At 62.0% G+C, this 21,222-nt stretch carries 19 protein-coding genes and 1 tRNA gene; 5 read left to right on the top strand and 15 right to left on the bottom strand.

Translation table 11 applies throughout. The annotated features are described in order from the left end of the window. The 4 genes from Q0072_RS10775 to Q0072_RS10790 all read right to left on the bottom strand — a co-directional run. Nucleotides 1-198 (bottom strand): hypothetical protein (locus Q0072_RS10775; RefSeq protein ID WP_298329655.1); only part of this gene is annotated, 198 nt, incomplete at its 3' end. A gap of 81 nt (nt 199-279) precedes the next feature. Continuing rightward, nucleotides 280-1,383 (bottom strand): enoyl-CoA hydratase/isomerase family protein, encoded by a 1,104-nt coding sequence (locus tag Q0072_RS10780; RefSeq protein WP_298329658.1) that lies wholly within the window; start codon nt 1,381-1,383, stop codon nt 280-282. Between the two features lie 256 nt (nt 1,384-1,639). Continuing rightward, on the bottom strand, nt 1,640-2,677 hold the full coding sequence (locus Q0072_RS10785) for a Glu/Leu/Phe/Val dehydrogenase dimerization domain-containing protein (protein WP_298329661.1): 1,038 nt from the start codon (nt 2,675-2,677) through the stop codon (nt 1,640-1,642). Continuing rightward, nucleotides 2,670-6,104 carry an indolepyruvate ferredoxin oxidoreductase family protein gene (locus Q0072_RS10790; RefSeq protein ID WP_298329663.1) on the bottom strand — a complete coding sequence of 1,145 codons (3,435 nt, stop codon included), beginning with the start codon at nt 6,102-6,104 and terminating at the stop codon, nt 2,670-2,672. Before Q0072_RS10790 ends, Q0072_RS10785 begins: the two co-directional genes overlap by 8 nt. 166 nt (nt 6,105-6,270) lie before the next feature. On the opposite strand from Q0072_RS10790, the gene Q0072_RS10795 reads away from it, so the two are divergent. Further along, a complete protein-coding gene (locus Q0072_RS10795; protein WP_126421459.1) occupies nt 6,271-6,750 on the top strand; it encodes an Lrp/AsnC family transcriptional regulator in 480 nt (159 codons plus the stop codon). 32 nt (nt 6,751-6,782) lie between these two features. Here the strand turns inward: Q0072_RS10795 and thpR are convergent, their stop codons facing one another. From thpR to Q0072_RS10825, 6 genes are all read right to left on the bottom strand, one after another. After that, entirely contained in the window at nt 6,783-7,313 is a 531-nt protein-coding gene (gene thpR, locus Q0072_RS10800; protein WP_298329666.1) for an RNA 2',3'-cyclic phosphodiesterase, read from the bottom strand. 9 nt (nt 7,314-7,322) lie between these two features. Beyond that, nucleotides 7,323-8,957 carry a thiamine pyrophosphate-binding protein gene (locus tag Q0072_RS10805; protein ID WP_298329669.1) on the bottom strand — a complete coding sequence of 545 codons (1,635 nt, stop codon included), beginning with the start codon at nt 8,955-8,957 and terminating at the stop codon, nt 7,323-7,325. Continuing rightward, nucleotides 8,954-10,054, bottom strand: coding sequence for a CaiB/BaiF CoA-transferase family protein (locus Q0072_RS10810; RefSeq protein WP_298329672.1), 1,101 nt, complete (start codon nt 10,052-10,054; stop codon nt 8,954-8,956). Before Q0072_RS10810 ends, Q0072_RS10805 begins: the two co-directional genes overlap by 4 nt. 279 nt (nt 10,055-10,333) lie before the next feature. Beyond that, nucleotides 10,334-11,503: an acyl-CoA dehydrogenase gene (locus Q0072_RS10815; RefSeq protein ID WP_298329675.1), complete on the bottom strand. Its 1,170-nt coding sequence runs from the start codon at nt 11,501-11,503 to the stop codon at nt 10,334-10,336. Continuing rightward, a complete protein-coding gene (locus Q0072_RS10820) occupies nt 11,496-13,007 on the bottom strand; it encodes an aldehyde dehydrogenase family protein (protein ID WP_298329678.1) in 1,512 nt (503 codons plus the stop codon). Before Q0072_RS10820 ends, Q0072_RS10815 begins: the two co-directional genes overlap by 8 nt. A gap of 42 nt (nt 13,008-13,049) precedes the next feature. Continuing rightward, nucleotides 13,050-14,330 carry an FAD-binding oxidoreductase gene (locus Q0072_RS10825; RefSeq protein ID WP_298329705.1) on the bottom strand — a complete coding sequence of 427 codons (1,281 nt, stop codon included), beginning with the start codon at nt 14,328-14,330 and terminating at the stop codon, nt 13,050-13,052. Nucleotides 14,331-14,435: 105 nt separating this feature from the next. Between Q0072_RS10825 and Q0072_RS10830 the strand changes: the two genes are divergently transcribed. The 3 genes from Q0072_RS10830 to Q0072_RS10840 all read left to right on the top strand — a co-directional run bounded on the left by Q0072_RS10830 (nt 14,436) and on the right by Q0072_RS10840 (nt 16,950). Next, nucleotides 14,436-15,332 carry a LysR family transcriptional regulator gene (locus tag Q0072_RS10830; RefSeq protein WP_298329683.1) on the top strand — a complete coding sequence of 299 codons (897 nt, stop codon included), beginning with the start codon at nt 14,436-14,438 and terminating at the stop codon, nt 15,330-15,332. Between the two features lie 8 nt (nt 15,333-15,340). Beyond that, complete coding sequence (locus Q0072_RS10835; RefSeq protein ID WP_298329685.1) at nt 15,341-16,225, top strand: quinate 5-dehydrogenase; 885 nt, start codon at nt 15,341-15,343, stop codon at nt 16,223-16,225. A 176-nt stretch (nt 16,226-16,401) separates the two neighbouring features. Further along, nucleotides 16,402-16,950, top strand: a complete 549-nt coding sequence (locus Q0072_RS10840) for a methyltransferase domain-containing protein (protein WP_298329688.1) — start codon at nt 16,402-16,404, stop codon at nt 16,948-16,950. Here Q0072_RS10840 and Q0072_RS10845 read toward each other — a convergent pair whose 3' ends face one another. The 5 genes from Q0072_RS10845 to Q0072_RS10865 form a co-directional block, all read right to left on the bottom strand. Beyond that, nucleotides 16,951-17,268 carry a DNA-binding transcriptional regulator gene (locus tag Q0072_RS10845; RefSeq protein WP_298329691.1) on the bottom strand — a complete coding sequence of 106 codons (318 nt, stop codon included), beginning with the start codon at nt 17,266-17,268 and terminating at the stop codon, nt 16,951-16,953. It abuts the gene before it with no gap. Continuing rightward, nucleotides 17,265-17,633, bottom strand: a complete 369-nt coding sequence (locus Q0072_RS10850; protein WP_298329694.1) for a type II toxin-antitoxin system RelE/ParE family toxin — start codon at nt 17,631-17,633, stop codon at nt 17,265-17,267. Before Q0072_RS10850 ends, Q0072_RS10845 begins: the two co-directional genes overlap by 4 nt. Nucleotides 17,634-17,794: 161 nt before the next feature. After that, a tRNA-Gly gene (locus Q0072_RS10855) sits at nt 17,795-17,868 on the bottom strand. Nucleotides 17,869-17,885: 17 nt separating this feature from the next. Then, nucleotides 17,886-18,680 carry a tyrosine-type recombinase/integrase gene (locus tag Q0072_RS10860; RefSeq protein ID WP_298329697.1) on the bottom strand — a complete coding sequence of 265 codons (795 nt, stop codon included), beginning with the start codon at nt 18,678-18,680 and terminating at the stop codon, nt 17,886-17,888. Nucleotides 18,681-18,997: 317 nt separating this feature from the next. After that, nucleotides 18,998-19,447, bottom strand: coding sequence for a hypothetical protein (locus Q0072_RS10865; protein ID WP_298329700.1), 450 nt, complete (start codon nt 19,445-19,447; stop codon nt 18,998-19,000). A 1,052-nt stretch (nt 19,448-20,499) separates the two neighbouring features. On the opposite strand from Q0072_RS10865, the gene Q0072_RS10870 reads away from it, so the two are divergent. Next, entirely contained in the window at nt 20,500-21,018 is a 519-nt protein-coding gene (locus Q0072_RS10870; protein ID WP_298329703.1) for a GcrA family cell cycle regulator, read from the top strand. Nucleotides 21,019-21,222 lie beyond the last annotated feature (204 nt).

Below are 21,222 nucleotides of genomic sequence, written 5' to 3' on the forward strand. Positions count from 1 at the left end.
GCTGAGATCCGGGGCCTTGACCACCGTATTGACGCGGCGATAGGTCATGCCGGTGGTCCCGGCCTGCGGCGAAGGCGATGTCAGGAGGGCGTCAACCGCCGCTTCGGCGCTGGCATCCAACCGCTGAATCTTCTCGTCCGCCACGCCTGCGCCCGCAAACAGCGCCGACACCAGAACGGATAAAACCACTGCCCGCATAGTCATCCCCGACTTAGCTTTAGGTGGTCATGGTGTGGCCTCAGATGTAAAGGTTCCGGTAAGAAACAGGCTTAAGCGGCGTTAGTCATAAAGCTCGCGCGGCAGGGGCTGAAACAGGGCCTCGACGCTGTGGGCGCTGACGCAACCGATGGATTGCGGCAGCCAGTGCGGCGAATGGTCCTTGTCCTCCAGCACGGCGCGCACGCCCTCAAGGAAGTCGTGGCTCTGGCAGAGGCGCGAGGCGATGCGGAACTCCATCTCCATCACCTGTTCAAAGGTCTCCAGCCGGCGGCCTTCGCGCAGATGGCGCAGCGTCACGCTCATCGAGAAGGGCGAGCGCGTGGCCAGCACCTCGCCCTGATGCTGCGCCCAGTCGGAGTCCTCGAGTTTCAGTGCAATGGCGATATCGGCCAGCGTCGCCTTGCCGAAGATGCGGTTGATGGCCTCCAGATGCTCCGTATAGGACGGCTCACCCACCGGCCGGTCATAACGGTGCAGGATATTGTCGATGAATTCATTTGGTCGCGCCATTGAATCCGAAAACCGGTTCCCACTTTTCGGATGGCGCTCCGGGCCCGCCAGAAGTTCCGCCTTCAAAGCGGGCAGGTCAGAAGCGGCCACGTGGTGCGTGCTGATCCCCGCCGCGCGCACATCGGCCCCTTTCAGCCGCTCACCGGTCAGGGCCAGCCAGGTGCCGGTTTCTCCCGTCATACGAGGAAGGAACCAGCCGCCACCCACATCGGGGAACAGGCCGATGCCGGTTTCGGGCATGGCAAACAGCGTGTTTTCGTTCGAGACGCGGTGCGACCCGTGGACGCTGATGCCCACGCCGCCGCCCATGGTCACGCCGTCGATCAGGGCGACAAAGGGCTTTGGGAAGCGTTTGATCAGGGTGTTGAGACGGTATTCGGTGCGGAAGAAGTCGCGCGCCGCTTCGCCGTCACCGCGGCCTGAGCGGGCCGCCGCGCGCACATCGCCTCCGGCGCAAAAGGCACGTCCGTTGTGGTCAAGAACGACGTAGCGCACGCGGTCATCCGTGGCCCATTGGCTGAGGGTGTGCGCCATGTCTCGGCACATGGCGGTGGTCAGGGCATTGAGCGCCTGCGGCCGGTTGAGCGTCAGTCGCCCGACGCCGTTTTCCACCTGAGCCAGAACGGGTTTTTCCTCAACACCGAGCGCGTCCATAGGCCTTCCTTTCGCGTTTTCCTGTGCATTTTGCTGCACCTCTGTGGGTGCAGCATTTTTTGTCAGATAACCACGGAATCAGCGGATTGGGAACCGTACAAAACGCACCTCCCCTAATTTAGGGGAGGTGGCAAGCGAGCAAAGCGAGACTGACGGTGGGGTTAAATTCTACGGCTTTAACCCCACCCGGCCTTTCAGGCCACCCTCCCCTGAAACGAAGTTCGGCGAAGCCAAATCAGGGGAGGCGCTTTGGGCGTTACCCCCGCACCATTTTCGCTCTGGCCAGCGTGTCGGCCACGTCGCCGGTCAGGCGCTTTTCGGCCTGCGCACGGGCGAAGATGTCGCCGAGACGCGGGCCGATGGCTTCGATCTGCGCGTCAATACCGGCGCGATCGACGCCGCCATTATATTCCGCCGATACGGCGATAATGCCACCGGCATTGATCACATAGTCCGGCGCGTAGAGGATGCCGCGACGGGCCAGAACCGCGCCCACTTCGGGCACCGACAACTGGTTATTGGCGGCCCCGGCAACCACGGCAGCGGTCATGCGTTCCGCCACGTCAGGGGTGATGATGGACCCCAGCGCGCAGGGCGCAATCACGTCGGCATCGCTCAGCAGGATATCCCCAACATTACCCATTTCCGCGCCGAAGCGTTCGACCATTTCGACGACGCGCGCGGTGTGAATGTCCGCCACGATCAGCTTGGCGCCGCGTTCGTGCAGTTCCTGACACAGATAACCGCCGACATGGCCCAGACCCTGCACCGCCACGCGCACGCCCTGAAGGTCGTCGCGCCCCAGACGCGCCTTGACCGCGGCTTCGATGCCGATGGCCACGCCGCGCGCCGTAAACGGCGACGGGTCACCGCCCACCGAACCCTCTGTGGCCAGACCGGAGACGTACTTCGTCTGACGCGCCACGACCATCATGTCCGACACGCCGACACCGACGTCTTCGGCGGTGATGTACTGCCCGCCCAGAGCTTCGACGGCGCGACCGAAGGCGGTGAAGATCTGCTCGCGGTTTTCCGGTGCGACCGGGCCCATGATGACCGCCTTGCCGCCGCCAAAAGGCAGTTCCGCCATAGCGTTCTTGTAGCTCATGCCGCGCGACAGGCGCAGCGCATCGGTACGCGCCGCCGCCGCATCGTCATAGGTCCACAGACGGCAACCGCCCGCCGCCGGTCCCCGCGCCGTCGAATGGACCGCGATGATGGCGCGCAGGCCGGTTTCGGGATCGTTGACATCGACGACCTTTTCGTGCGCGTCATATGAAGGCGTATCAAACATGGGCGGGTTCCTTTTGTGAGAGGGGATTAGGGACGGGTTTCACCGCGTCGATTTGCGTCAGAAGCGCGGCCTTGCGCGCCTCGGCGGCTGCGACCGAAGCGGCCTTGACGTGGCCAAAACCACGGATGTCTTCGGGCAGGCGGGCCAGGGCCACAATGGGCTCCAGCGTTTGCGGCGTCAGCTTGGCCAGCAGTTCCGGAATCAGGCGCAGATAGTCGTCGCGCAGGCGGCGTTCCATGCGCCGCTCCTGCGTATGGCCGAACGGATCGAAGACGCTGCCGCGCAAGCCTTTCAGCCCTTTCAGCACGCCAAAGACGGTGAAGACCCAGCCGCCGAACTTCATCTTACGCGGTTCCCCGGTCACCGGGTCCTTGCGCGCCAGCAGCGGCGGGGCGAGGTAAACTGCTAATTTTCTCGAATTATCGAATTGACTATCGAGGCGCTGACGGAAGACCGGGTCGCTGTACAGGCGTGCCACCTCGTATTCGTCCTTATAAGCCATCAGCTTAAAGGCATTGCGCGCCACGGCCTCCAGCAGGGCGGGCGACCCGGCCTTGCGCACCGTCTCGACCAAAGCGTGATACTGCGCCGCGTAAGCCGCGTCCTGATAGGCGGTCAGGTCGGCGATGCGCCGCGTGATAAAGGTTTCGACATCGAACGGCGCGTCGGCCTTCGGTGGCGCAATGCGGCCCAGATAGAGCGCACGACCCAGCGCAAAGGCCTTATGGTTATTGGCTTTTTCAGCCCCGTTGAGGTCTATGGCGCGTTCAATCGCCTGACGGCTCAGCGGCACAGCCCCGGCCTGCCAGGCGGCCCCCAAAAGGATCATATGGCCATAGACGGCATCGCCCAGCAGACGCCGCGCCACGCCCCCGGCATCCAGCGGCTCACAGCGTTTGGACGCCTTGCGTAAGCGTCCCATCAGGCCACCCTTATCGAACACCACATCGCGGTTCAGCGTGAAGGCCGCCGTCGAGGTCAGGGCCGAATTGACAAAGCTCAGGGTGCGGTCCGGGCTTACCAGAGGCAGGGCCGTCTTGCCGGTGGCCTGCACCATGTCGGCGGCCAGCAGCACATCGGCTTCTCCGGCGCTGATGCGCGGCGCGGGCAAGCGCTGGCCTTGCGCCACGATGCGCACATGGGCATCGACGCCGCCACCGCGCTGCGCCAGACCCGTCTGATCGGCCACCGTCACTTCGCAGCCGTCGATATGCGCCGCCATCCCCAGCATGGCCGACAGCGAGGTGACACCCAGACCGCCGATACCGGCCAGCAGGATATTGACCGGCCGCGCCGTGGCCGGCGGCGGCGTCAGTTCGGGAAGGTCGGCGATCAACGGCGTGATGTCCGGTGCGGCGGCTTTTTTCAGCGCCGCCCCTTCGACCGCCACGAAGGACGGGCAGAAGCCTTTGACGCAGGCCGTGTCGATATTGCACGCCGACTGGTCGATTTCGCGCTTGCGCCCCAACTCGGTTTCCAGCGGGTTGATGGCCACGCAGTTCGACTTGGCCTGACAATCGCCGCAGCCTTCGCACACCGCCGGATTGATAAAGATACGCGCGGCGGGTTTGGGGGCCGTGCCGCGTTTGCGGCGACGGCGCAGTTCGGTGGCACAGGCCTGATCATAGATCAGCACCGACACCCCCTTATGCGTGCGCAGGTCTTTCTGCACGGCCTCAAGGTCGTCGCGGTGGGCATAGGTCGTCCCCGACGGCATTTCGCCTTCCCAGCGCTCCGGATCATTGGACACCAGCGCGATGCGCTCCACCCCTTCGGCGCGCACCTGCTGGGCCACCTTGACGGGGGTCAGTTGCCCATCGACCGACTGCCCGCCGGTCATGGCCACCACGTCGTTATAGAGGATCTTATAGGTGATATTGACCCCGGCGGCGATGGCCTGACGGATGGCCAGAAGCCCCGAATGGAAGTAGGTGCCGTCGCCCAGATTGGTGAAGACATGGCCTTCGTCGGTGAAGGGCGACTGCCCCATCCAGGTCACGCCTTCGCCGCCCATATGGGTGCAGATATCGGTGCGGCGCGGCATGAAGGTCGCCATGTAGTGACAGCCGATCCCGGCCAGACCGCGCGACCCTTCGGGCACGACGGTCGATCCATTGTGCGGGCATCCGGCGCAAAAAAACGGCGCGCGGATATGGTCGGGCTTCAGCGTGTCCTTCGTCGTCAGACAGGCGCGGAAGCCCTCGGCGCGCTCATGCCGCTGCGCATTGCGGGCGGATTCCGGCAACAGGTCGTAGAGCGCCAGCGCCACCTGCAAAGTATCAAGCTCAAGCACATCGGAGATCAGCGGCTCACCGCTTAAGCCCCGTTTGCCGAGGATCAGCGGGCGGCGGCCATCGGGCAGGGCATAGAGCGCCGAGCGCAGTTGCGGCTCGATCACTTCGCGCCGCTCCTCGACCACCAGCAGCTTTTCAAGCCCCCCGGCAAAGGCGCGTGCACCCTGCGCATCCAGCGGCCAGACCATGCCGACCTTCCACACGCTGAGCCCAATGTCGCGCGCTTCGGCCTCGGTGATACCGAGCAGGTCGAGCGCCTCCATCACCTGCGTGAAGGCCTTACCGGCTGTGGCGATACCGATGCGCGGACGCGACTGGGGCCAGATCACCGTGTCGAACCCGTTGAGCCGCGCAAAGGCCGAGGCCGCAGGCAGGCGGTAATGACGGTGACGCGCTTCCTTTTCGGCGGGGGTATCCTTGGCGCGGATATGTAGCCCGTCGGCCGGCAGGTCGATCACCGGATCGCGCGTGTCGAAACGGTCGCTGAGATCGACGGCGGCCGACGCGTCCATCAGGTCGGAGATCGTCTTCAGCGCCACCCAGCCGCCATAGAAGCGCGACAGGGCGATACCCTTGACGCCGTATTCCAAAACCTCAGCGATGGTGGCCGGGCTGAGCACCGGGATTTCGGCGTCGATAAAGGCCAGTTCCGACTGATTGGGCAGGGTCGAGGACTTGCAGGCATGGTCGTCACCGACCACGGCCAGCACACCGCCCAGCGGCGTCGTCCCGGCCATATTGGCGTGTTTGAGCACGTCGCCTGAGCGGTCCACGCCCGGCCCCTTACCATACCAGATTCCGAAGACGCCATCGTAACGCGCCCCTTCGAACAAAGGCACGTGCTGCGTGCCCCACACGGCGGTGGCCCCCAGGTCTTCGTTGATGGCCGGTTGCACGACGATGTTCAGCGGATCGAGCAGGGATTTGGCCTGCTGCAATTGCTGATCGTAATTGCCCAGTGGTGAGCCGCGATAGCCGGAAATAAAGCCCGCTGTGTTGAGGCCGGACCGCCGGTCGCGCCGCGCGATCATCAACGGCAACCGCACCAGCGCCTGAACCCCGCTCATAAAGGCGCGGCCCTCTTCGAGGACGTACTTGTCGCTTAGACTTACCTCAGCCGTTACCTTTGGCATCCTCGCTCCTGCTAACAAATTCTCGTTTGACGGAATTTTTTTGCAGGATGACACGAAATCAGGAGAATGAATTTTCGAATTTCGTGCTATTGAAGGCATAGACAAAATGACATTCCGTTGCGACGCTTCGCCGCAGAATGGGATGCCTGCTACAGGTGGAATGCCCATGTCACGCAGTTCTGAAGGCCGTGGCCTTGACGATACCGACCGCAAAATCCTGCGATTGCTGCGCAGCAATTGTCGCCTGACGACGCAGGAAATCGCCGATCAGGTGGGCCTGTCACCCACCCCCTGCTGGTCGCGCATCAAACGGATGGAAGAAAATGGCGTCATCACCGGCTATGTCGCTTTGCTCGATCCGGAACAGGTCGGCAAACCCGATACGGTGATCGTCGAAATCAATATCGAGTCGCACGACGATGAGCGCATCGAAGCCTTTTCGCGCTACGTGCTGAACCTGCCCGAAGTGACCGACGCCTATCTGACGACCGGCGAATACGACTATGTGCTGATCGCGGCGGTCGATGGCACGGAGGGCTATGAGCAGTTCCTGCGCAAGAAGCTGCTGAAATTCCCCGGCATCCGCCACACCCGCTCGACCTTCTGCCTGCGCCGCCTGAAACGCGAACCGTCGCCGTCGGTCTGATTCTCCTCCCTATGCGGAGCATGGGGAGGAGGTTATAGAGAATACCGTTCCACCACGGTGTAGACACTGCCTTCGCTGGTCAGCACGCTCTCGTACAAACACACCGTATCCACCCCAAACGGTTCACTGGCCAGCCCCTCATTGGCATCGAGAAAGTGCGAAAGCGTCCCTACGCGACCGCTCAATCGCGCCAGTGTGATATGCGGCTGAAAGGCCCGCGTCTCCGGCAACATACCCGTGCGGACCAGCACCTGATCGACCTTCTTGTGCAGCACGTGCACCGGCTCGAACGGCGTAACCCCGGCCCACAGCGTATGGACCTGCCCCTTGCGCTCGAACGTGCCCACACCGGCCAGCGACAGGGCGAACGCCGGATGGTGCAGATCGGCCAGAGCCTCGGCAATGGCGTTGGCCTGATGGCGATCGACCTCACCCACAAAGCGCAGAGTCAGGTGCAGTTGTGCCGCGCTTTGCCAGCGCGCGCCAGTGACCCCGCCCATCAGGCCGAGCAGTTGCGTCTTGAGGGCGGGCGGCGGTTCGATCCCGATAAACAGTCTGTGCATGGCGCGGTTTTACTCGCCGCGCGACACCTGATCCAGGGTTTTCGCAGGCGTGATGGCCTGCGGGTCGATCAGGCAGTGCAGGATGGCCGGTTTGCCCGACGCGCGTGCCCGTTCAAAGGCCGGGGCAAACTCCGCCGTGGTCCGCACGGTTTCGCCATGCCCGCCAAAGGCTTTGGCGTAGGCGGCAAAGTCCGGATTCTTCAGCTCCGTCCCGATCGGGCGGTGCGGATATTCGCGTTCCTGATGCATACGGATCGTGCCCCACATGCCATTGTCGATGACGATAATGATCAGCGGGATGTCGTATTGCACGGCGGTGGCGAACTCATTGCCATTCATCAGGAAACAGCCGTCACCGGCAAAGGTGACCACCGGCGCATCCGGGCACTGACGCTTGGCCATAATACCGGCCGGGACCGAATAGCCGACGCTGCCCGAGGTCGGCGCGACCTGTGTAAAGGGCCGCTCGTGCCGCCAGTAGCGGTGCACCCAGATGGCGTAATTGCCTGCCCCATTGGTGATGATGGTCTCCGGCGGCAGGTGCTCCCGCAGCCACACCATCACCTCGCCATACTGAAAATCGCCGGGTATCGGCAAAGGCGTGGTCGTCCATTTCAACCAGTCCTGATGCGCCACGGCGCCTCTGATGATCTGCGGCGATGGCGCTTCGTCAAGCCACGACAAGGCCCTCGCAAACTGATCCGGCGTGCTGACGATCCCCAAGGCGGGTGGATAGACCCGCCCGATTTCTTCGGCCTGCGGGAAGACGTGCACCAGCTTTTGTGTGCCGATCAGCGTATAGCCATTCGATGGCACTTCGGCCATGCGCGCGCCCAGCAGAATCAGCAGATCGGCGTCCTTCACCCGCTGCGACAGGGCCGGATTCTGCCCGAAGCCGAGATCGCCCGCGTAGCAGGGGTGGTGCGCCGGAAACAGCGCCGTGCGGCGAAACTCGGTCGCCACGGGGATGTCGTAGCGCGCGGCAAAATCGGCCACCGCCGCGCAACCTTCCGTCGTCCAGCGCGATCCGCCCAGTATCATCAGCGGGCGCGCCGCCGCCTGTACGGCCTGCGCAAACGCCCCCATATCCGCGCGTGTCGGTGCGGCCTCCACGGCCTCGACCGGCGGCGCATCGGCGACCTCGACCCCCTCGGTCAGTATATCTTCGGGCAGCGAAATGACCACCGGACCGGGGCGGCCCTGCATGGCCACGCGAAAGGCGCGGGCGACGATTTCAGGGATGCGTTTGGGGTCGGAAATTTCCACCACCCATTTGGCGATGCCGCCAAAGGCCGCCACGTAATCCAGTTCCTGAAACGCCCCACGGCCTAAGAAAGCGCGTTCGACCTGCCCGACAAACAGGATCATCGGCGTCGAGTCATGCTGCGCAATATGCACGCCGTGCGCCGCATTGGTCGCCCCCGGCCCGCGCGTCACAAAGCAGATGCCAGGACGCCCGGTCAGCTTGCCATAGGCTTCGGCCATCATCGCCGCCCCGCCTTCGTGACGGCAGATCAGCACGTCGATATCGGCATCGTACATCGCATCCAGCGCCGCCAGATACGACTCCCCCGGCACGCAGGTCAGGCGCTCCACGCCATTGCGCTTCAGTTGATCAACCAGTATCTGTCCGCCGGTTCTCATGCTTTGTCCTCAAGTTTCGGTGACGCCGTTTCTGCCGTCATCCGCACGCCGTCGATCACGATGGGCGAAGCGACGCCCGGCACGCCGTCGATTTCAATACGCATCCCGCGATGCACGATCTGAGGGTCGTTGAACACGTCTTCGATACGGTTGATCGGCCCTGCCGGAACACCCGCCTTTTCCAGCGCCGTCAGAAGCTCTGCGCGCGTCCTGTTGCGCAAAAACGGCTCCAGCTCGGCCACAAGTTGGTGCCGCGCCGCCACCCGTCCGGCATTGGTCGCATAGGCCGGATTTTGCGCCACGTAATCCGCCTCCAGCCCCTCGCAAAAACGCAAAAACTGCTGGTCATTGCCCACCGCCACGATGACGTGGCCGTCCTTCACCGCAAAGACCTGATAGGGCGCAATATTCGGATGCGCATTACCCAGCCGCGTCGGTGATACGCCCGACGCCAGATAGTTCATCGCCTGATTGGCCAGCATAGACGTGGCCACATCGAACAGGGCCATGTCGATATGACAGCCCTCCCCCGTCGCGTCGCGCTGCCGCAAGGCCGCCAGCACCGCGGTTGAGGTATAGACGCCGGTGAACAGATCAACCACCGCCACGCCCACCTTTTGCGGCTCGCCGTCCGGGTCGCCGGTAATGTCCATCAGGCCCGACATACCCTGAAGAATGTAGTCATAGCCGGCGCGTTGCGCATAGGGGCCGTCCTGCCCGAAGCCGGTGATCGACACGTAGATCAGGCGCGGATTGACGGCTTTCAGGCGGTCGAAATCGAGGCCGTATTGGCGCAAACCGCCGACCTTGAAATTCTCGATCAGCACGTCGGACTGCGCCGCCAGATCGCGGATGGTCGCCTGCCCCTCAGGCGTGGTCATGTCGATGACCAGTGAGGTCTTTCCGCGGTTGCAGGCGTGGAAATAGGCCGCTGCATCCCCGATAAAGGGCGGGCCCCAGCCGCGCGTATCGTCACCGCTGCCGGGGCGTTCGACCTTGACGACCGTGGCGCCCAGATCGGCCAGAATCTGACCGGCCCACGGCCCGGCCAGTATGCGCGCCAGTTCGAGGACTTTCAGGCCGGAAAGGGGTTTCATCGCATCGCCTCCGAGGTTCCACCCCACCACCCCTCGCTTCGCTCGCGGTCCCCCTCCCCGCCAGCGGGGAGGTATAAATATGGATTATATCCCCCTGCACCTGTGCGGGGGGAAACCGGGCTGCCGAAGGCAGAACCGGAGGGGGGTGTCTTAACCAAAGCCATACACATAACCGATCAAAAAACCCAGAATGCCGAACCAAAGCGAAGGGCCGCCCCGAGCTTTGGTTCGTCGATATGAACCACTAAAAAGTACCCGCAGGGCAACTTTTTAGTGAGGTTAAAAAAACGCCTGCAAACCCGTCTGCGCCCGGCCGAGGATCAGGGCGTGCACATCGTGCGTGCCCTCATAGGTATTGACCGTCTCCAGGTTCTGCGCATGACGCATGACGTGGTATTCTTCGTGTATCCCGTTACCGCCGTGCATGTCGCGGGCCATGCGCGCAATATCGAGCGCCTTGCCGCAATTGTTGCGCTTGATCAGGCTGATCATTTCCGGCTGCACCTGCCCGGCATCGAACAATTGCCCAACGCGTAAGGACGCCTGAAGCCCCAGCGTGATCTCGGTCTGCATGTCAGCCAGCTTCTTCTGGAACAGTTGCGTCTGCGCCAGAGGCCGCCCGAACTGCTGCCGGTCGAGGCCGTATTGCCGCGCCCGGTGCCAGCAATCTTCGGCCGCCCCCATTACGCCCCAACTGATGCCGTAACGCGCGCGGTTCAGACAACCAAATGGCCCTTTCAGCCCCTCAACATTCGGCAGCAAAGCGTCCTCGGAAACCTCGACATTATCCATCACGATTTCGCCGGTGATGGAGGCACGCAAACTGAGCTTACCGTGGATTTTCGGCGCGCTGAGACCCGCCATCCCCTTGTCCAGCACGAAGCCGCGAATGACGCCATCGAGCTTGGCCCACACGACAAACACATCGGCAATCGGCGAGTTGGAAATCCACATCTTGGCGCCATTGAGCACATAGCCGCCGTCGGTCTGGCGCGCGGTCGTGCGCATAGACGCCGGGTCGGAACCGGCATCCGGCTCGGTCAGGCCGAAGCAGCCGATCCATTCGCCAGAGGCCAGCTTCGGCAGGTATTTCTGCCGCTGCGCTTCCGAGCCATAGGCATGGATCGGATACATGACCAGCGAGGATTGCACGCTCATCATCGACCGATAGCCAGAATCCACGCGCTCGACTTCGCGCGCAATCAGCCCATAGGCGACGTAGGAGGCCCCGGCCCCGCCATAGGTTTCCGGCAGGGTCGCGCCCAGGAGGCCGCGTTCACCCATTTCGCGGAAAATGGCCGGGTCGGTCTGCTCCTCGGCATAGGCTTTCAGCACGCGCGGCAAAAGCTGCGACTGCGCATAGTCGTGCGCCGCGTCGCGGATCATCCGCTCTTCGTCGGATAGTTGCGCATCCAGCAAGAACGGATCGGACCAGTCGAACCTAGACATCGAATTTCACCCCCTGGGCCAGAGGCAGGCTGCGGCCATAGTTGATGGTGTTGGTGGCGCGACGCATATAGGCCTTCCACGAATCCGAGCCGGATTCGCGCCCGCCGCCGGTTTCTTTTTCGCCGCCAAAGGCCCCGCCGATTTCCGCGCCCGACGGCCCGATATTGACATTGGCGATACCGCAATCCGAACCGGCGGCGGAGACAAACAGCTCAGCTTCGCGGATGTCATTGGTGAAGATGGAAGACGACAGACCCGCCCCCACGGCGTTCTGCATCGCGATGGCGTCTTCTATATTTCCATACTTCATGATATAGAGAATTGGCGCAAAGGTTTCACGCAGCACCGGCCCGGCATGAGCGTCCATTTCGACGATCGCCGGACGCACATAATAGCTGTCCTTGCCATTCACATCGACGCGCGCCCCGCCGGTGACCTGACCGCCGACACTGCGCGCTTCGTCCAGCGCTTTTTCAAACAAACCAAAGGCGTGCGCGTCAATCAGTGGCCCGATCAGCGTGCCCTCTTCCAGCGGGTGCCCCACCTTCACCGAGGCATAGGCCTGCTTCAGGCGCGGCACGAAGGTGTCGTAGAGGCTCTCATGCACGAACAAACGACGCAGGGTCGTGCAGCGCTGACCCGCCGTGCCCATGGCCGCAAAGGCCACACCGCGTAAGGAAAGATCAAGGTCCGCCGACGGCGCGATAATGGCGGCATTATTGCCCCCCAACTCCAGCAGGGCGCGCGCAAAACGCGCAGCCAGCTTCGGCCCCACGGCGCGTCCCATGGCGGTCGAACCGGTGGCCGAAACCAGCGGCACCTTTTCATGCTCGACCAGCGCTTCGCCGATCTCTTTACCACCGATCAGCAGGGCCGACAGGCCTTCGGGCACGGCATGACCCGCGGCCTTATAGGCGGCCACGGCGCGATCAAACAGGGCATGGGTGGCCAGCGCCGTCAGGGGCGTCTTTTCGGACGGCTTCCACACAATGGCGTCGCCGCAGACCAGCGCCAGACAGGCGTTCCACGCCCACACGGCGACCGGGAAGTTGAAGGCCGAGATGATGCCGACCACACCCAGCGGATGCCAGGTTTCCATCATGCGGTGTTCGGCGCGCTCCGTGGCGATGGTCAGGCCGTACAGTTGCCGCGACAAACCGACCGCGAAGTCGCAAATGTCGATCATTTCCTGCACTTCGCCGAGGCCTTCGGACGTGACCTTACCGGCCTCAATCGACACCAGCTTGCCCAGCGCCGCCTTGTGTGCGCGCAGTTCTTCGCCGAACAGACGCACCAGCTCGCCGCGCTTGGGTGCGGGGATCAGACGCCATTGGAGGAACGCTTCGTGCGCGGCGTCGATACGCGCCTTCGCCTCATCGACCGGGGTTTCCACCACCTCACCGATCAGTTCGCCGGTATTGGGCGAATGGACCTTCAACGTCCCGCCCGTGTGGCCGCCGGTAACGCCCAGAGACTCCAGCAAAATACGTGTATCTGCGCTCATCTGTCTTCCCTTTTCATCCGCCCGTGCATCAGGCGCGGATGCCTAAAACCTGTGTTCCACCGCGTGCAGCACCGCAGCACCGGCCTCGTAATAAACCTCTTTGGCCGCCCGGTGCTTCGCCTCTTGCGGCGTTGTCACCGGCAGCGGCAAATCGTCTTCGGACAGCTTACCCAGCACGTGCTCGGCCAGAATCCGCCCCATCACCGTGCCCGGCGCGATACCCCGGCCATTATAACCCGACACGCCCACCACCCCATCGGCAAAGCGATGAAAACGCGGCAGGTTATCGTCGGTCATGCCGATCCAGCCATACCATTCGTGCTCGAAACCGATGCCTTTGAGCGCCGGGAACAGCCGCGTCATGGCGCGTTGCCCCCAGCCGCTGTGCACCCCCTGCGCCGGCCCGCGCAAGGCCCCGACGCTGCCGAAAACCAGCCGCCCGGCGGCATCCATACGGAAGGAGGACAGGACCTCCGCCGTGTCCCAGGCCCCCTGCCCTTCCGGCAAAATGTGGCGCAAAATATCGTCTGGCAAGGGCGTGGTGGCGCAGTTGAAATAGGGCAGATAGACCTGCTCCTTGCGGATGATCTCCCACGGACCTTTGGTATAGGCATCGGTGGCCATGATCACCTTGGGCGCGGTCACCGATCCGCCGCGCGTCGTCACGCGCCACTGATCGCCCACCGCCTCGATTTGTTCGACCGGGCTGTCGCTGCGGATATCGACACCGGCCGCCACCGCCGCCGTGGCCAGCCCGCGCACATAGGCCAGCGGCTGAATCACCCCCGCGCGCCGATCGAGCAGCGCCATCGGATAGGCGTCCGTGCCGACCATCCGCCGCGTTTCGGCAGCATCGAGCAGACTTACATCCGCGCCGCGCGCCTGCCATTGTTGCGCCCGGTCACGCAGTTCGCGCACCCCCGCTTCGCCGACGGCGCAATGCAGCGTGCCTTCGCGCCTGAGTTCGCAGGCGATATTGTGTTTATCGACGCGCGCAAACACTTCCGCCGGGCCGTTGCCCAGAACCTGCAACAGCCGCTCACCATGCACCGGACCGAGCACGTTTGGCAGTTCATCGGGCATCACCCACATGCCGGCATTGACCAGCCCGACATTGCGCCCGGCCCCGCCAAAGCCGATCTCCCGCGCCTCGATCACCGCCACCTTTGCCCCGGCTTCGGCCAGGGTGAGCGCCGCCGACAGGCCGGTATAGCCCGCCCCCACCACCGCCACATCGGCGCGCAGATCGCCGCTCAGCGCCACCGTATGCGGCGCAGCGGGGGCCGTAGCGGCCCACAGTCCGTGGGTAAGGGGCTCAAGCACAGGGGCCAAGGGTTCATTCTCTTGCGTAATGGCAAAACCGGTTGTACCGTGCCCGAACGGCCTCAACAAGGGCCATTTTGACAAGACTTCATTCCGAAATCGAATATGCGCTCACCTCGCCGCTTCCTCCCGTCCCTGTCGCTTCTGGCCGCGTTTGAGGCCACGGCGCGGCTCGGTTCGGTCACCGCCGCCGCCCGTGAACTGAACCTCACCCAGAGCGCCGTCAGCCGTCAGATCGCCGCGCTGGAGGCCCAGTTGGAGGTCGAGCTGTTCCACCGCGAACGCCAGACGGTGCGCCTGACCGCCGGGGGTGAGGCCTATGCGCGTGAGGTGCGCGAAGCGTTGAAAATCATCTCGTCGGCCTCGCTCAGCTTGCGCGCCAATCCGCACGGCGGGACACTGAAACTGGCCATTCTGCCGACCTTCGGCACGCGCTGGCTGGCCCCGCGCCTGCCCGATTTTTTGCGCACAAATTCCGGTATTCAGGTCAATCTGATTACGCGCATTGGTGTCTTCGATTTCCGCAGCGAAGGGCTTGATGCCGCCATCCATTTCGGCCGCCCAGACTGGCCCGGCGCGGAAAGCGCGCTGTTGCGGCCCGAAGTGGTCATCCCGGCCTGCGCCCCGGAGCTTAAGGCGCAGTATGGCTTTGCCGAACCTGCCGATCTGCGTCAGGCGCCTTTGCTGCACCTCACCTCGCGCCCCGACGCCTGGGAAAACTGGCTGGAGGCGCACGGCGCGCCCGCCGACCACGTGCACGGCATGTTGTTCGATCAGTTCGCCACCGTCGCTCAGGTGGCACGTTCCGGCCTTGGCGTCGCGCTATTACCGCAGTTTCTGGCCGAAGAAGAGTTTGCCTCTGGCGCGCTGGTCCCGGCGCTCGATGCCCCGCTCACCACGGGCGAAGCCTACCACCTCGTCTGGCCGGCTGAGCGCGGCAATCACCCGCCGCTCAAGGCCTTCCGCGACTGGCTGCTGAAAGAAACGGCGACTTACAGATAGGAACCCCCATGCGTCTGATCACCGCCGAAGACCTGAAAGCCGCCCTGCCCTATGAGCGGCTTGTGCGCGAGCTGCCGGCGCGACTGCGGGCCGGGGCGCAGACGCCGCAACGGCCGGTCTTCGACCTGGGGCACGACGCCTCGCTGCTGCTGATGCCCGCGTGGTCTGAGCGTCTGGGCGGGGTCAAGATCGTGCACGTAACGCCCGACAATGCGGCGCGCCACCTGCCGTGCGTGGCGGCCTCCTATCTGGTGTTTGACGGCGAAACGCACCGGCATCTGGCCCTGATCGACGGCGAGGAACTGACGGCACGGCGCACAGCCGCCGTGGCCGCCGTGGCCATGGACCGACTGGCCAAAGCCGATGCGCGCCGCCTGCTGCTGATCGGTTCCGGACGCATAGCGTCAGAGATCCCTTTTGCCTTTCGTGCGGTGCGCGCCATCGACAGCGTCTCGGTCTTCAGCCCCACGCGCGCCCATGCCGAAGCGCTGGTGGCGCGCCTGACGGAGGCCGGGTTTGACGCTTCGGTGTGCGAAGATCTGGCGTCGCAAATCCCGCAGGCCGACCTGATCGCCTGCGCTACCTTAAGCCGTACACCCTGGATCGAAGGCCACCGCCTCAGCGATCAGCACGTGTCGCTGATCGGCGGCTTTACCCCCGACATGCGCGAAGCCGACGCCGAGACCTTGCGCCGCGCCGCCGTCTATATCGACACCCCGGCAGCCCTTTCGACGGCGGGCGATCTGAGCGACCTTACGCTTAAGGATGTTCGCGGCACCTTGCGCGACCTGTGCGACCCGGCCTTTGCGCCGCAACCGGGCCTCAGCGTCTTCAAAAGCGTCGGCGAAGCGGCACAGGACCTCGCGGCGGCTGAGGTGCTGTTTGGGTCTTAAGAGGAACCACAGATTTCACAGATTATACAGATTAAGGGTGTCAAAGGGCACCCCTTCGCCCTTATGAATAAAGGCGCGAAGCGCCAATCTGTGAAATCTGTGGAGCCTCCTTTTTGCGCCCCCGTTTGACGCCGTCGCCCAAGCACCCTAGTCTCGCTTCAAACGGAGACACGCGCATGGGCTTTCTGGCCAGTCTGTTCAAATCCAAACGGTCCGAGATTCACGACCTGCCCGACCGGCGGCTGATGACCGACGCTTATCTCCCTGCCTTTGCCGCGCTGAAAGGCCGTCTGCTGTTTGTCGGCTGCCGCGGCTATAATCGCGGCTATTACCGCATTCTGGAGCAGCACGGCGCCGAAGCGTGGACCACCGACATAGATCCGCGCTCCGCCCGCTTTGGCCATAAGACGCGCCACCGCACGGGTGACATCTGCGACGCCGATAGCCTGTTTGCCGACCTGCGTTTTGACGGCATCGTGTGCAATGGCGTTCTGGGCTACGGCGTCGATTCCGAAGCCCAGCAAATCCGCGCCCTGAACGCGCTGGCGGCGATCATGACCCCCGGCGGGCACCTGCTGATCGGCTGGAATACGGACAAGATCAGCGACCCCATAGAGGCCGGCCTGACCACCGCCCACTTCACCCCGGCCCCCTTCGCCGGCCAGCCCTCACGCGTGCGCTTCGACGCGGTGACGCACGTCTATGACCATCTGGTGCGGAATTAATCACGCGATCGACGACAGCCCTTTACGCTCCACAAGCGATAACAGCTTTAACGACGGCCCAGCCGGTTGTTTCTGACCGCGCTCCCACTGACTGACCGAGTCTTTTGAAACGTTCAGATAGGCCGCAAAGATTGTCTGACTGACCTGCTCGCGCTCGCGCAGCTTGCGGATGTCCTCAGCCGTAAACTCATGAATGGGCGTCAGGCAACTTTCGTCAAAATGACGCATGGTCGCCTTGTCGATCAGGCCGACCTCATGCAGATCGCTCGCCAGTTCATGCAGACTGGCCGAAACATCGCTTTTATAGGTCCTGGTCATGGCTCGATCTCCGTAAACTTACCCGTTCGCAGCAACATCTCTATCTGCGCGTTCGTCGCCCCCAGCAGCACCGGAGCCAGTCTCTTGAACCCGTCCAATTCGTCACGCTCTATGTTCGCCTGATCGTTCTTGGCAAAGCCGTGGACGAAAAAGGCTCTGTCTCCCGCCTTAAAGAGGACAATCGAACGATAGCCGCCCGATTTGCCTTCATGAGGCCGCGCGATCCGCTGCTTAATAACGCCACCGCCAAGGTCGGCGTCAATCAACCCGCTTTCGGCATCCGCGATAGCCTTGGCAAGCTGCACATCGCTGATGCGTTCCTTGCGGGCAAATCGCGCAAACCCTTTGCTTTTGAACGTCCGCACAATTCCCCCCCCGGCTATTGGCGTTCGAGAGTCAATATATAGAACTTAGTTCTATATATCAAGCGGACACATTAACGCACGTCCTTTGAGCAAAGGCCGTTCACGCGGCCTACCCACAAAGCAGGCCTTTAAGATACTGTTATGTTTGGAATTCAGGAGATTGGAGCGGGTGAAGGGAATCGAACCCTCGTATTCAGCTTGGGAAGCTGCTGCTCTACCATTGAGCTACACCCGCTTTTATAAGGCTTTGCGCTATGCCGCACTCTGTGAGTTTACAGCAGGGTTTACACCTACGTTCGCTAAGCGCTTGCCTAGTGCCACAACGATAGCCGCGTCGTCAACATACCGGCGACGGATTTCCGCAACTTGTTTCTCACTCCAGCCCATGACTTCGCTGATTTCCCGATCAGTCAGGCGTACTCCGGGAATCGTCATGAGGTGTGTTGCGAATGTCCCCCGGAGGTCGTGCAGACGCAGCGGGTGCTGCTTTCCGTCATGATCGGTGTGAATGAGAAGCGGGGCCTTGGTTTTCTCATCAACAACCTTTTTGCGAGCTTCATGAAAGCTGCTGTTGAGCCCGGTGGGAGTCCACTGGGTGCCTTCACTGGTAACGAGCACCGTCTCGACTCCCGGTTTGCGTGGCCTTGTCCTCAGCTCATCTAGAAGCACTCGCAATCCCGGTACGATAGGCATCACAACCTTCCGCCGCTTACCGGCGCTCTTTTTGCTGGCTACGATTTCGATATGGTCTGAGAACACATCAGACCAGCGCAAGACAACGAGGTCGGCTCGCCGCAGTCCGGTAAGAGCGGCCAGACGGATTACGTCCGAAACAGGTGTCTTCGAGACTTTGATAAATGCAGCCAGATGTTTGTTTTCCCAAATCACCTCTTGCCGGTTTCCGCCCTTATAAACGGTGGGGATGTCTTTCGCCACATTGACGGTTAGCCGTGAACGAAGGCGACCGTATTCCAAAAGACGGCAGAGGGTAGAAATACGGTTGTCCGCAGCGCGAGGTGTCTCCGCCATACTGTCGCGCCAGGCCATAGTCATTTGAGACGATCGATCTCAGCCAATCAGGACATGCTGCGGGCGCATAGCTGGGTGACCAAGGATTAAACCTTAACGGAGATTACGGTTAGAGCTTTGAAGTCCCGTCCCTATGGGGGGAAGAAGTTCTCCGGTATCTATCGAAGTGGCACTTCGCCAAAGCAACCCGCTTTTCGGGCGGTAAGTTGATAAGGTCTCTTAAGACTGGATTACCCGCATAGTCGAAAAAGCCTTACTGTGACTATCGAAGTTTTTGCGGAAAACAGCTTTCAACCGATAAACCCCATATGCCTGAAAGGCTGAAATGATATTGCTTAGCTAACCCATACTTGCCGGAGTTTGATTACTCGACCAATGTCAGCAGGGCTCTTTACCGCTGCAAGCGCTTTTTTCTCCATTACCCAAACTGTAGCCTTGCCAAAATCGTAACCTTCCGGTGCTTCGGAAGCGACTTGACATTGCACATGCCCAGCCATGTCCCGTATGACACACTCGACTATAACATTCCCGTCAACCTTTTCCTTCCTGGCCTTCGCGGGATATTGGCTTAAAAAATCGCGTGCAGTAGGCACTTTCGCCCATGTCAGATGTTCAGCAGGCTGCGGGGACTTGACCTGCACGGGTGTCGCTGTGGCTGAAGTCAAACTAATTGGCAGGCCCCGCACTTCGGCGAAGACAGTCGTGCCGCTGCTTAAGCATACCCATGCGACGATCACCGACCGAAATAAACTCATAAATTTTCCTTTGGAAGCTTTGCTATTCATAGGGGGGCAACCGACATTTCCCATTTGAGCGCCCTTCCGACGCTCGAATAGCGTTAAGATAGTCGCAAACCGAGGCTGCGGGAAGCTCATTCTTGAGAGCATAGAGCCCTACTCGTTCTGATTTGGCCCCATCGGGGTCGTTCCGGCAACGAGGACGCAAATCGGCGCCGTCCTCAACGATTTTTGGCGCACCTGTCTCGTTGGCTGGTCGGCGCAACTTTACTGCGAGGGCAACTGGAACAACTGATTATCAAAGCTGTCGATGAAAACGGTTCTACCAAGCGCGCGGCTGAGAACGTGCCGGGAGACATTACGCTCAGTATCGAGTCGGTCTCAGCAGCTTCGTATCCTATCATCTTCACGAAATTCAAATCCGAAGAGTGAAAGCGCAGCGTGCCACGCAAGTGACACGCCACGAACCGGCAACCCCTGAAAACGCATGAACACGTTTGCCAGCGTTTGCCGATCCATGCCCTTGAGAAGCATTGTTTATCAGTACGTTGACATCGTAGTGGTCGTCTCACAATTGCCAGATTCAACGCGGAAGGGGTTTACGGTGATCGCGCAAGCCTTTGATTGTAAAGGCATGGTTTTACCCACCGTTTACACTCAATAAATTGATTTTATTGAAAATTCTTTCAGCTTGGGAAGCTGCTGCTCTACCATTGAGCCACACCCGCGTCTGAGGCGGCAAGGCCTGCCTCTGCGTCCGCTCTAATGCCTCAGCGGGCCCGTCCCTGTCAACACGAACCCGAACCCGTCGCCATTTGTTCCACAGGGGGGCCGCGCGACTCAACAATCGCAGGGGATAAATAGCCGATGCGTCAAAATTTGTGGATGACCCCTGTGGAAAGCCGTCTTTTTCCACAGCGAAACACTAGATATAGATTGCTGTGGACATCCCCCAACAGGCGAAACACTAGATATTGCGGTTTTTAACTTTTTGTTTACGATTAGCGGTAGGGAGGCCGGTTTTATCGTAATCGGCGAATCCATATCTAGTGCTGAGGCTTGACGGGTGCGCCCGTCATTTAGGGGACGGAGGCTTGACCATGAGCTGGACAGACGAACGGGTCGAAACGCTGAAAAAGCTGTGGCAGGAAGGCCATTCCGCCAGTCAGATCGCCAAGACCCTGGGTGGCGTAACGCGCAATGCCGTCATCGGTAAGGTACACCGTCTCGGCCTGTCGGGTCGTGCGGCCCCGTCGCAACCGGCCCGTCCGCTGTATAAGCCCGCCAAGCCGCCGCGTCCCGCCGCTCAGGCCAAGCCTGCGCCGCAACCGGCCCCGCGCCGCGTCTCGGTTGAGCCCGCACCGCGCCCTGTGGCTCAGGTCCCCGCCGTGCCGGTGATCGAAGGTCCGGGCACCGCTACGGTCCTGACGCTCGGTTCCAAGATGTGCAAGTGGCCGATTGGTGATCCGTCGTCGGACGAATTCACCTTCTGCGGCCGCCGCGCCGCCGACGGCATCCCCTACTGCGTCGAACATTCGCGCGTCGCCTATCAGCCGCAGCAAAAGAAGAAGAAGGACACCGGCACTGAGCTGTCGCGGTCGCTGCGCCGCTACCTCTAAGGCCTCCGCCCGTTATTCGCACGGCCCGCTTCCCCCCGGAGGCGGGCCGTTTGCGTATTATTGCAGGGAAAATCCGTACTCTAAATTCTCCTCCCTACGAAGTGGGGAGGTGGCAGCGAGCGAAGCGACGCTGACGGAGGGGTATTACCGTCCGTAAGATACCCCTCCGCCTCGTAAACTCGGCACCTCCCCATAAAATGGGGA

Origin of the sequence: Asticcacaulis sp. (genome assembly GCF_027484505.1) — a bacterium.
In the GTDB taxonomy this organism is placed as follows: domain Bacteria; phylum Pseudomonadota; class Alphaproteobacteria; order Caulobacterales; family Caulobacteraceae; genus Asticcacaulis.

Excerpts from the sequence above, each read along its gene's own strand:
- Q0072_RS10830 (WP_298329683.1), top strand. The coding sequence starts at position 14,436 with ATGCGCTCACCTCGCCGCTTCCTCCCGTCCCTGTCGCTTCTGGCCGCG.
- Q0072_RS10845 (WP_298329691.1), bottom strand. The coding sequence starts at position 17,268 with ATGACCAGGACCTATAAAAGCGATGTTTCGGCCAGTCTGCATGAACTG.
- Q0072_RS10870 (WP_298329703.1), top strand. The coding sequence starts at position 20,500 with ATGAGCTGGACAGACGAACGGGTCGAAACGCTGAAAAAGCTGTGGCAG.
- Q0072_RS10860 (WP_298329697.1), bottom strand. The coding sequence starts at position 18,680 with ATGGCCTGGCGCGACAGTATGGCGGAGACACCTCGCGCTGCGGACAAC.
- Q0072_RS10840 (WP_298329688.1), top strand. The coding sequence starts at position 16,402 with ATGGGCTTTCTGGCCAGTCTGTTCAAATCCAAACGGTCCGAGATTCAC.
- Q0072_RS10865 (WP_298329700.1), bottom strand. The coding sequence starts at position 19,447 with ATGAATAGCAAAGCTTCCAAAGGAAAATTTATGAGTTTATTTCGGTCG.
- Q0072_RS10790 (WP_298329663.1), bottom strand. The coding sequence starts at position 6,104 with ATGCCAAAGGTAACGGCTGAGGTAAGTCTAAGCGACAAGTACGTCCTC.
- thpR (WP_298329666.1), bottom strand. The coding sequence starts at position 7,313 with ATGCACAGACTGTTTATCGGGATCGAACCGCCGCCCGCCCTCAAGACG.
- Q0072_RS10815 (WP_298329675.1), bottom strand. The coding sequence starts at position 11,503 with ATGTCTAGGTTCGACTGGTCCGATCCGTTCTTGCTGGATGCGCAACTA.
- Q0072_RS10785 (WP_298329661.1), bottom strand. The coding sequence starts at position 2,677 with ATGTTTGATACGCCTTCATATGACGCGCACGAAAAGGTCGTCGATGTC.
- Q0072_RS10835 (WP_298329685.1), top strand. The coding sequence starts at position 15,341 with ATGCGTCTGATCACCGCCGAAGACCTGAAAGCCGCCCTGCCCTATGAG.
- Q0072_RS10820 (WP_298329678.1), bottom strand. The coding sequence starts at position 13,007 with ATGAGCGCAGATACACGTATTTTGCTGGAGTCTCTGGGCGTTACCGGC.
- Q0072_RS10805 (WP_298329669.1), bottom strand. The coding sequence starts at position 8,957 with ATGAGAACCGGCGGACAGATACTGGTTGATCAACTGAAGCGCAATGGC.
- Q0072_RS10810 (WP_298329672.1), bottom strand. The coding sequence starts at position 10,054 with ATGAAACCCCTTTCCGGCCTGAAAGTCCTCGAACTGGCGCGCATACTG.
- Q0072_RS10780 (WP_298329658.1), bottom strand. The coding sequence starts at position 1,383 with ATGGACGCGCTCGGTGTTGAGGAAAAACCCGTTCTGGCTCAGGTGGAA.
- Q0072_RS10795 (WP_126421459.1), top strand. The coding sequence starts at position 6,271 with ATGTCACGCAGTTCTGAAGGCCGTGGCCTTGACGATACCGACCGCAAA.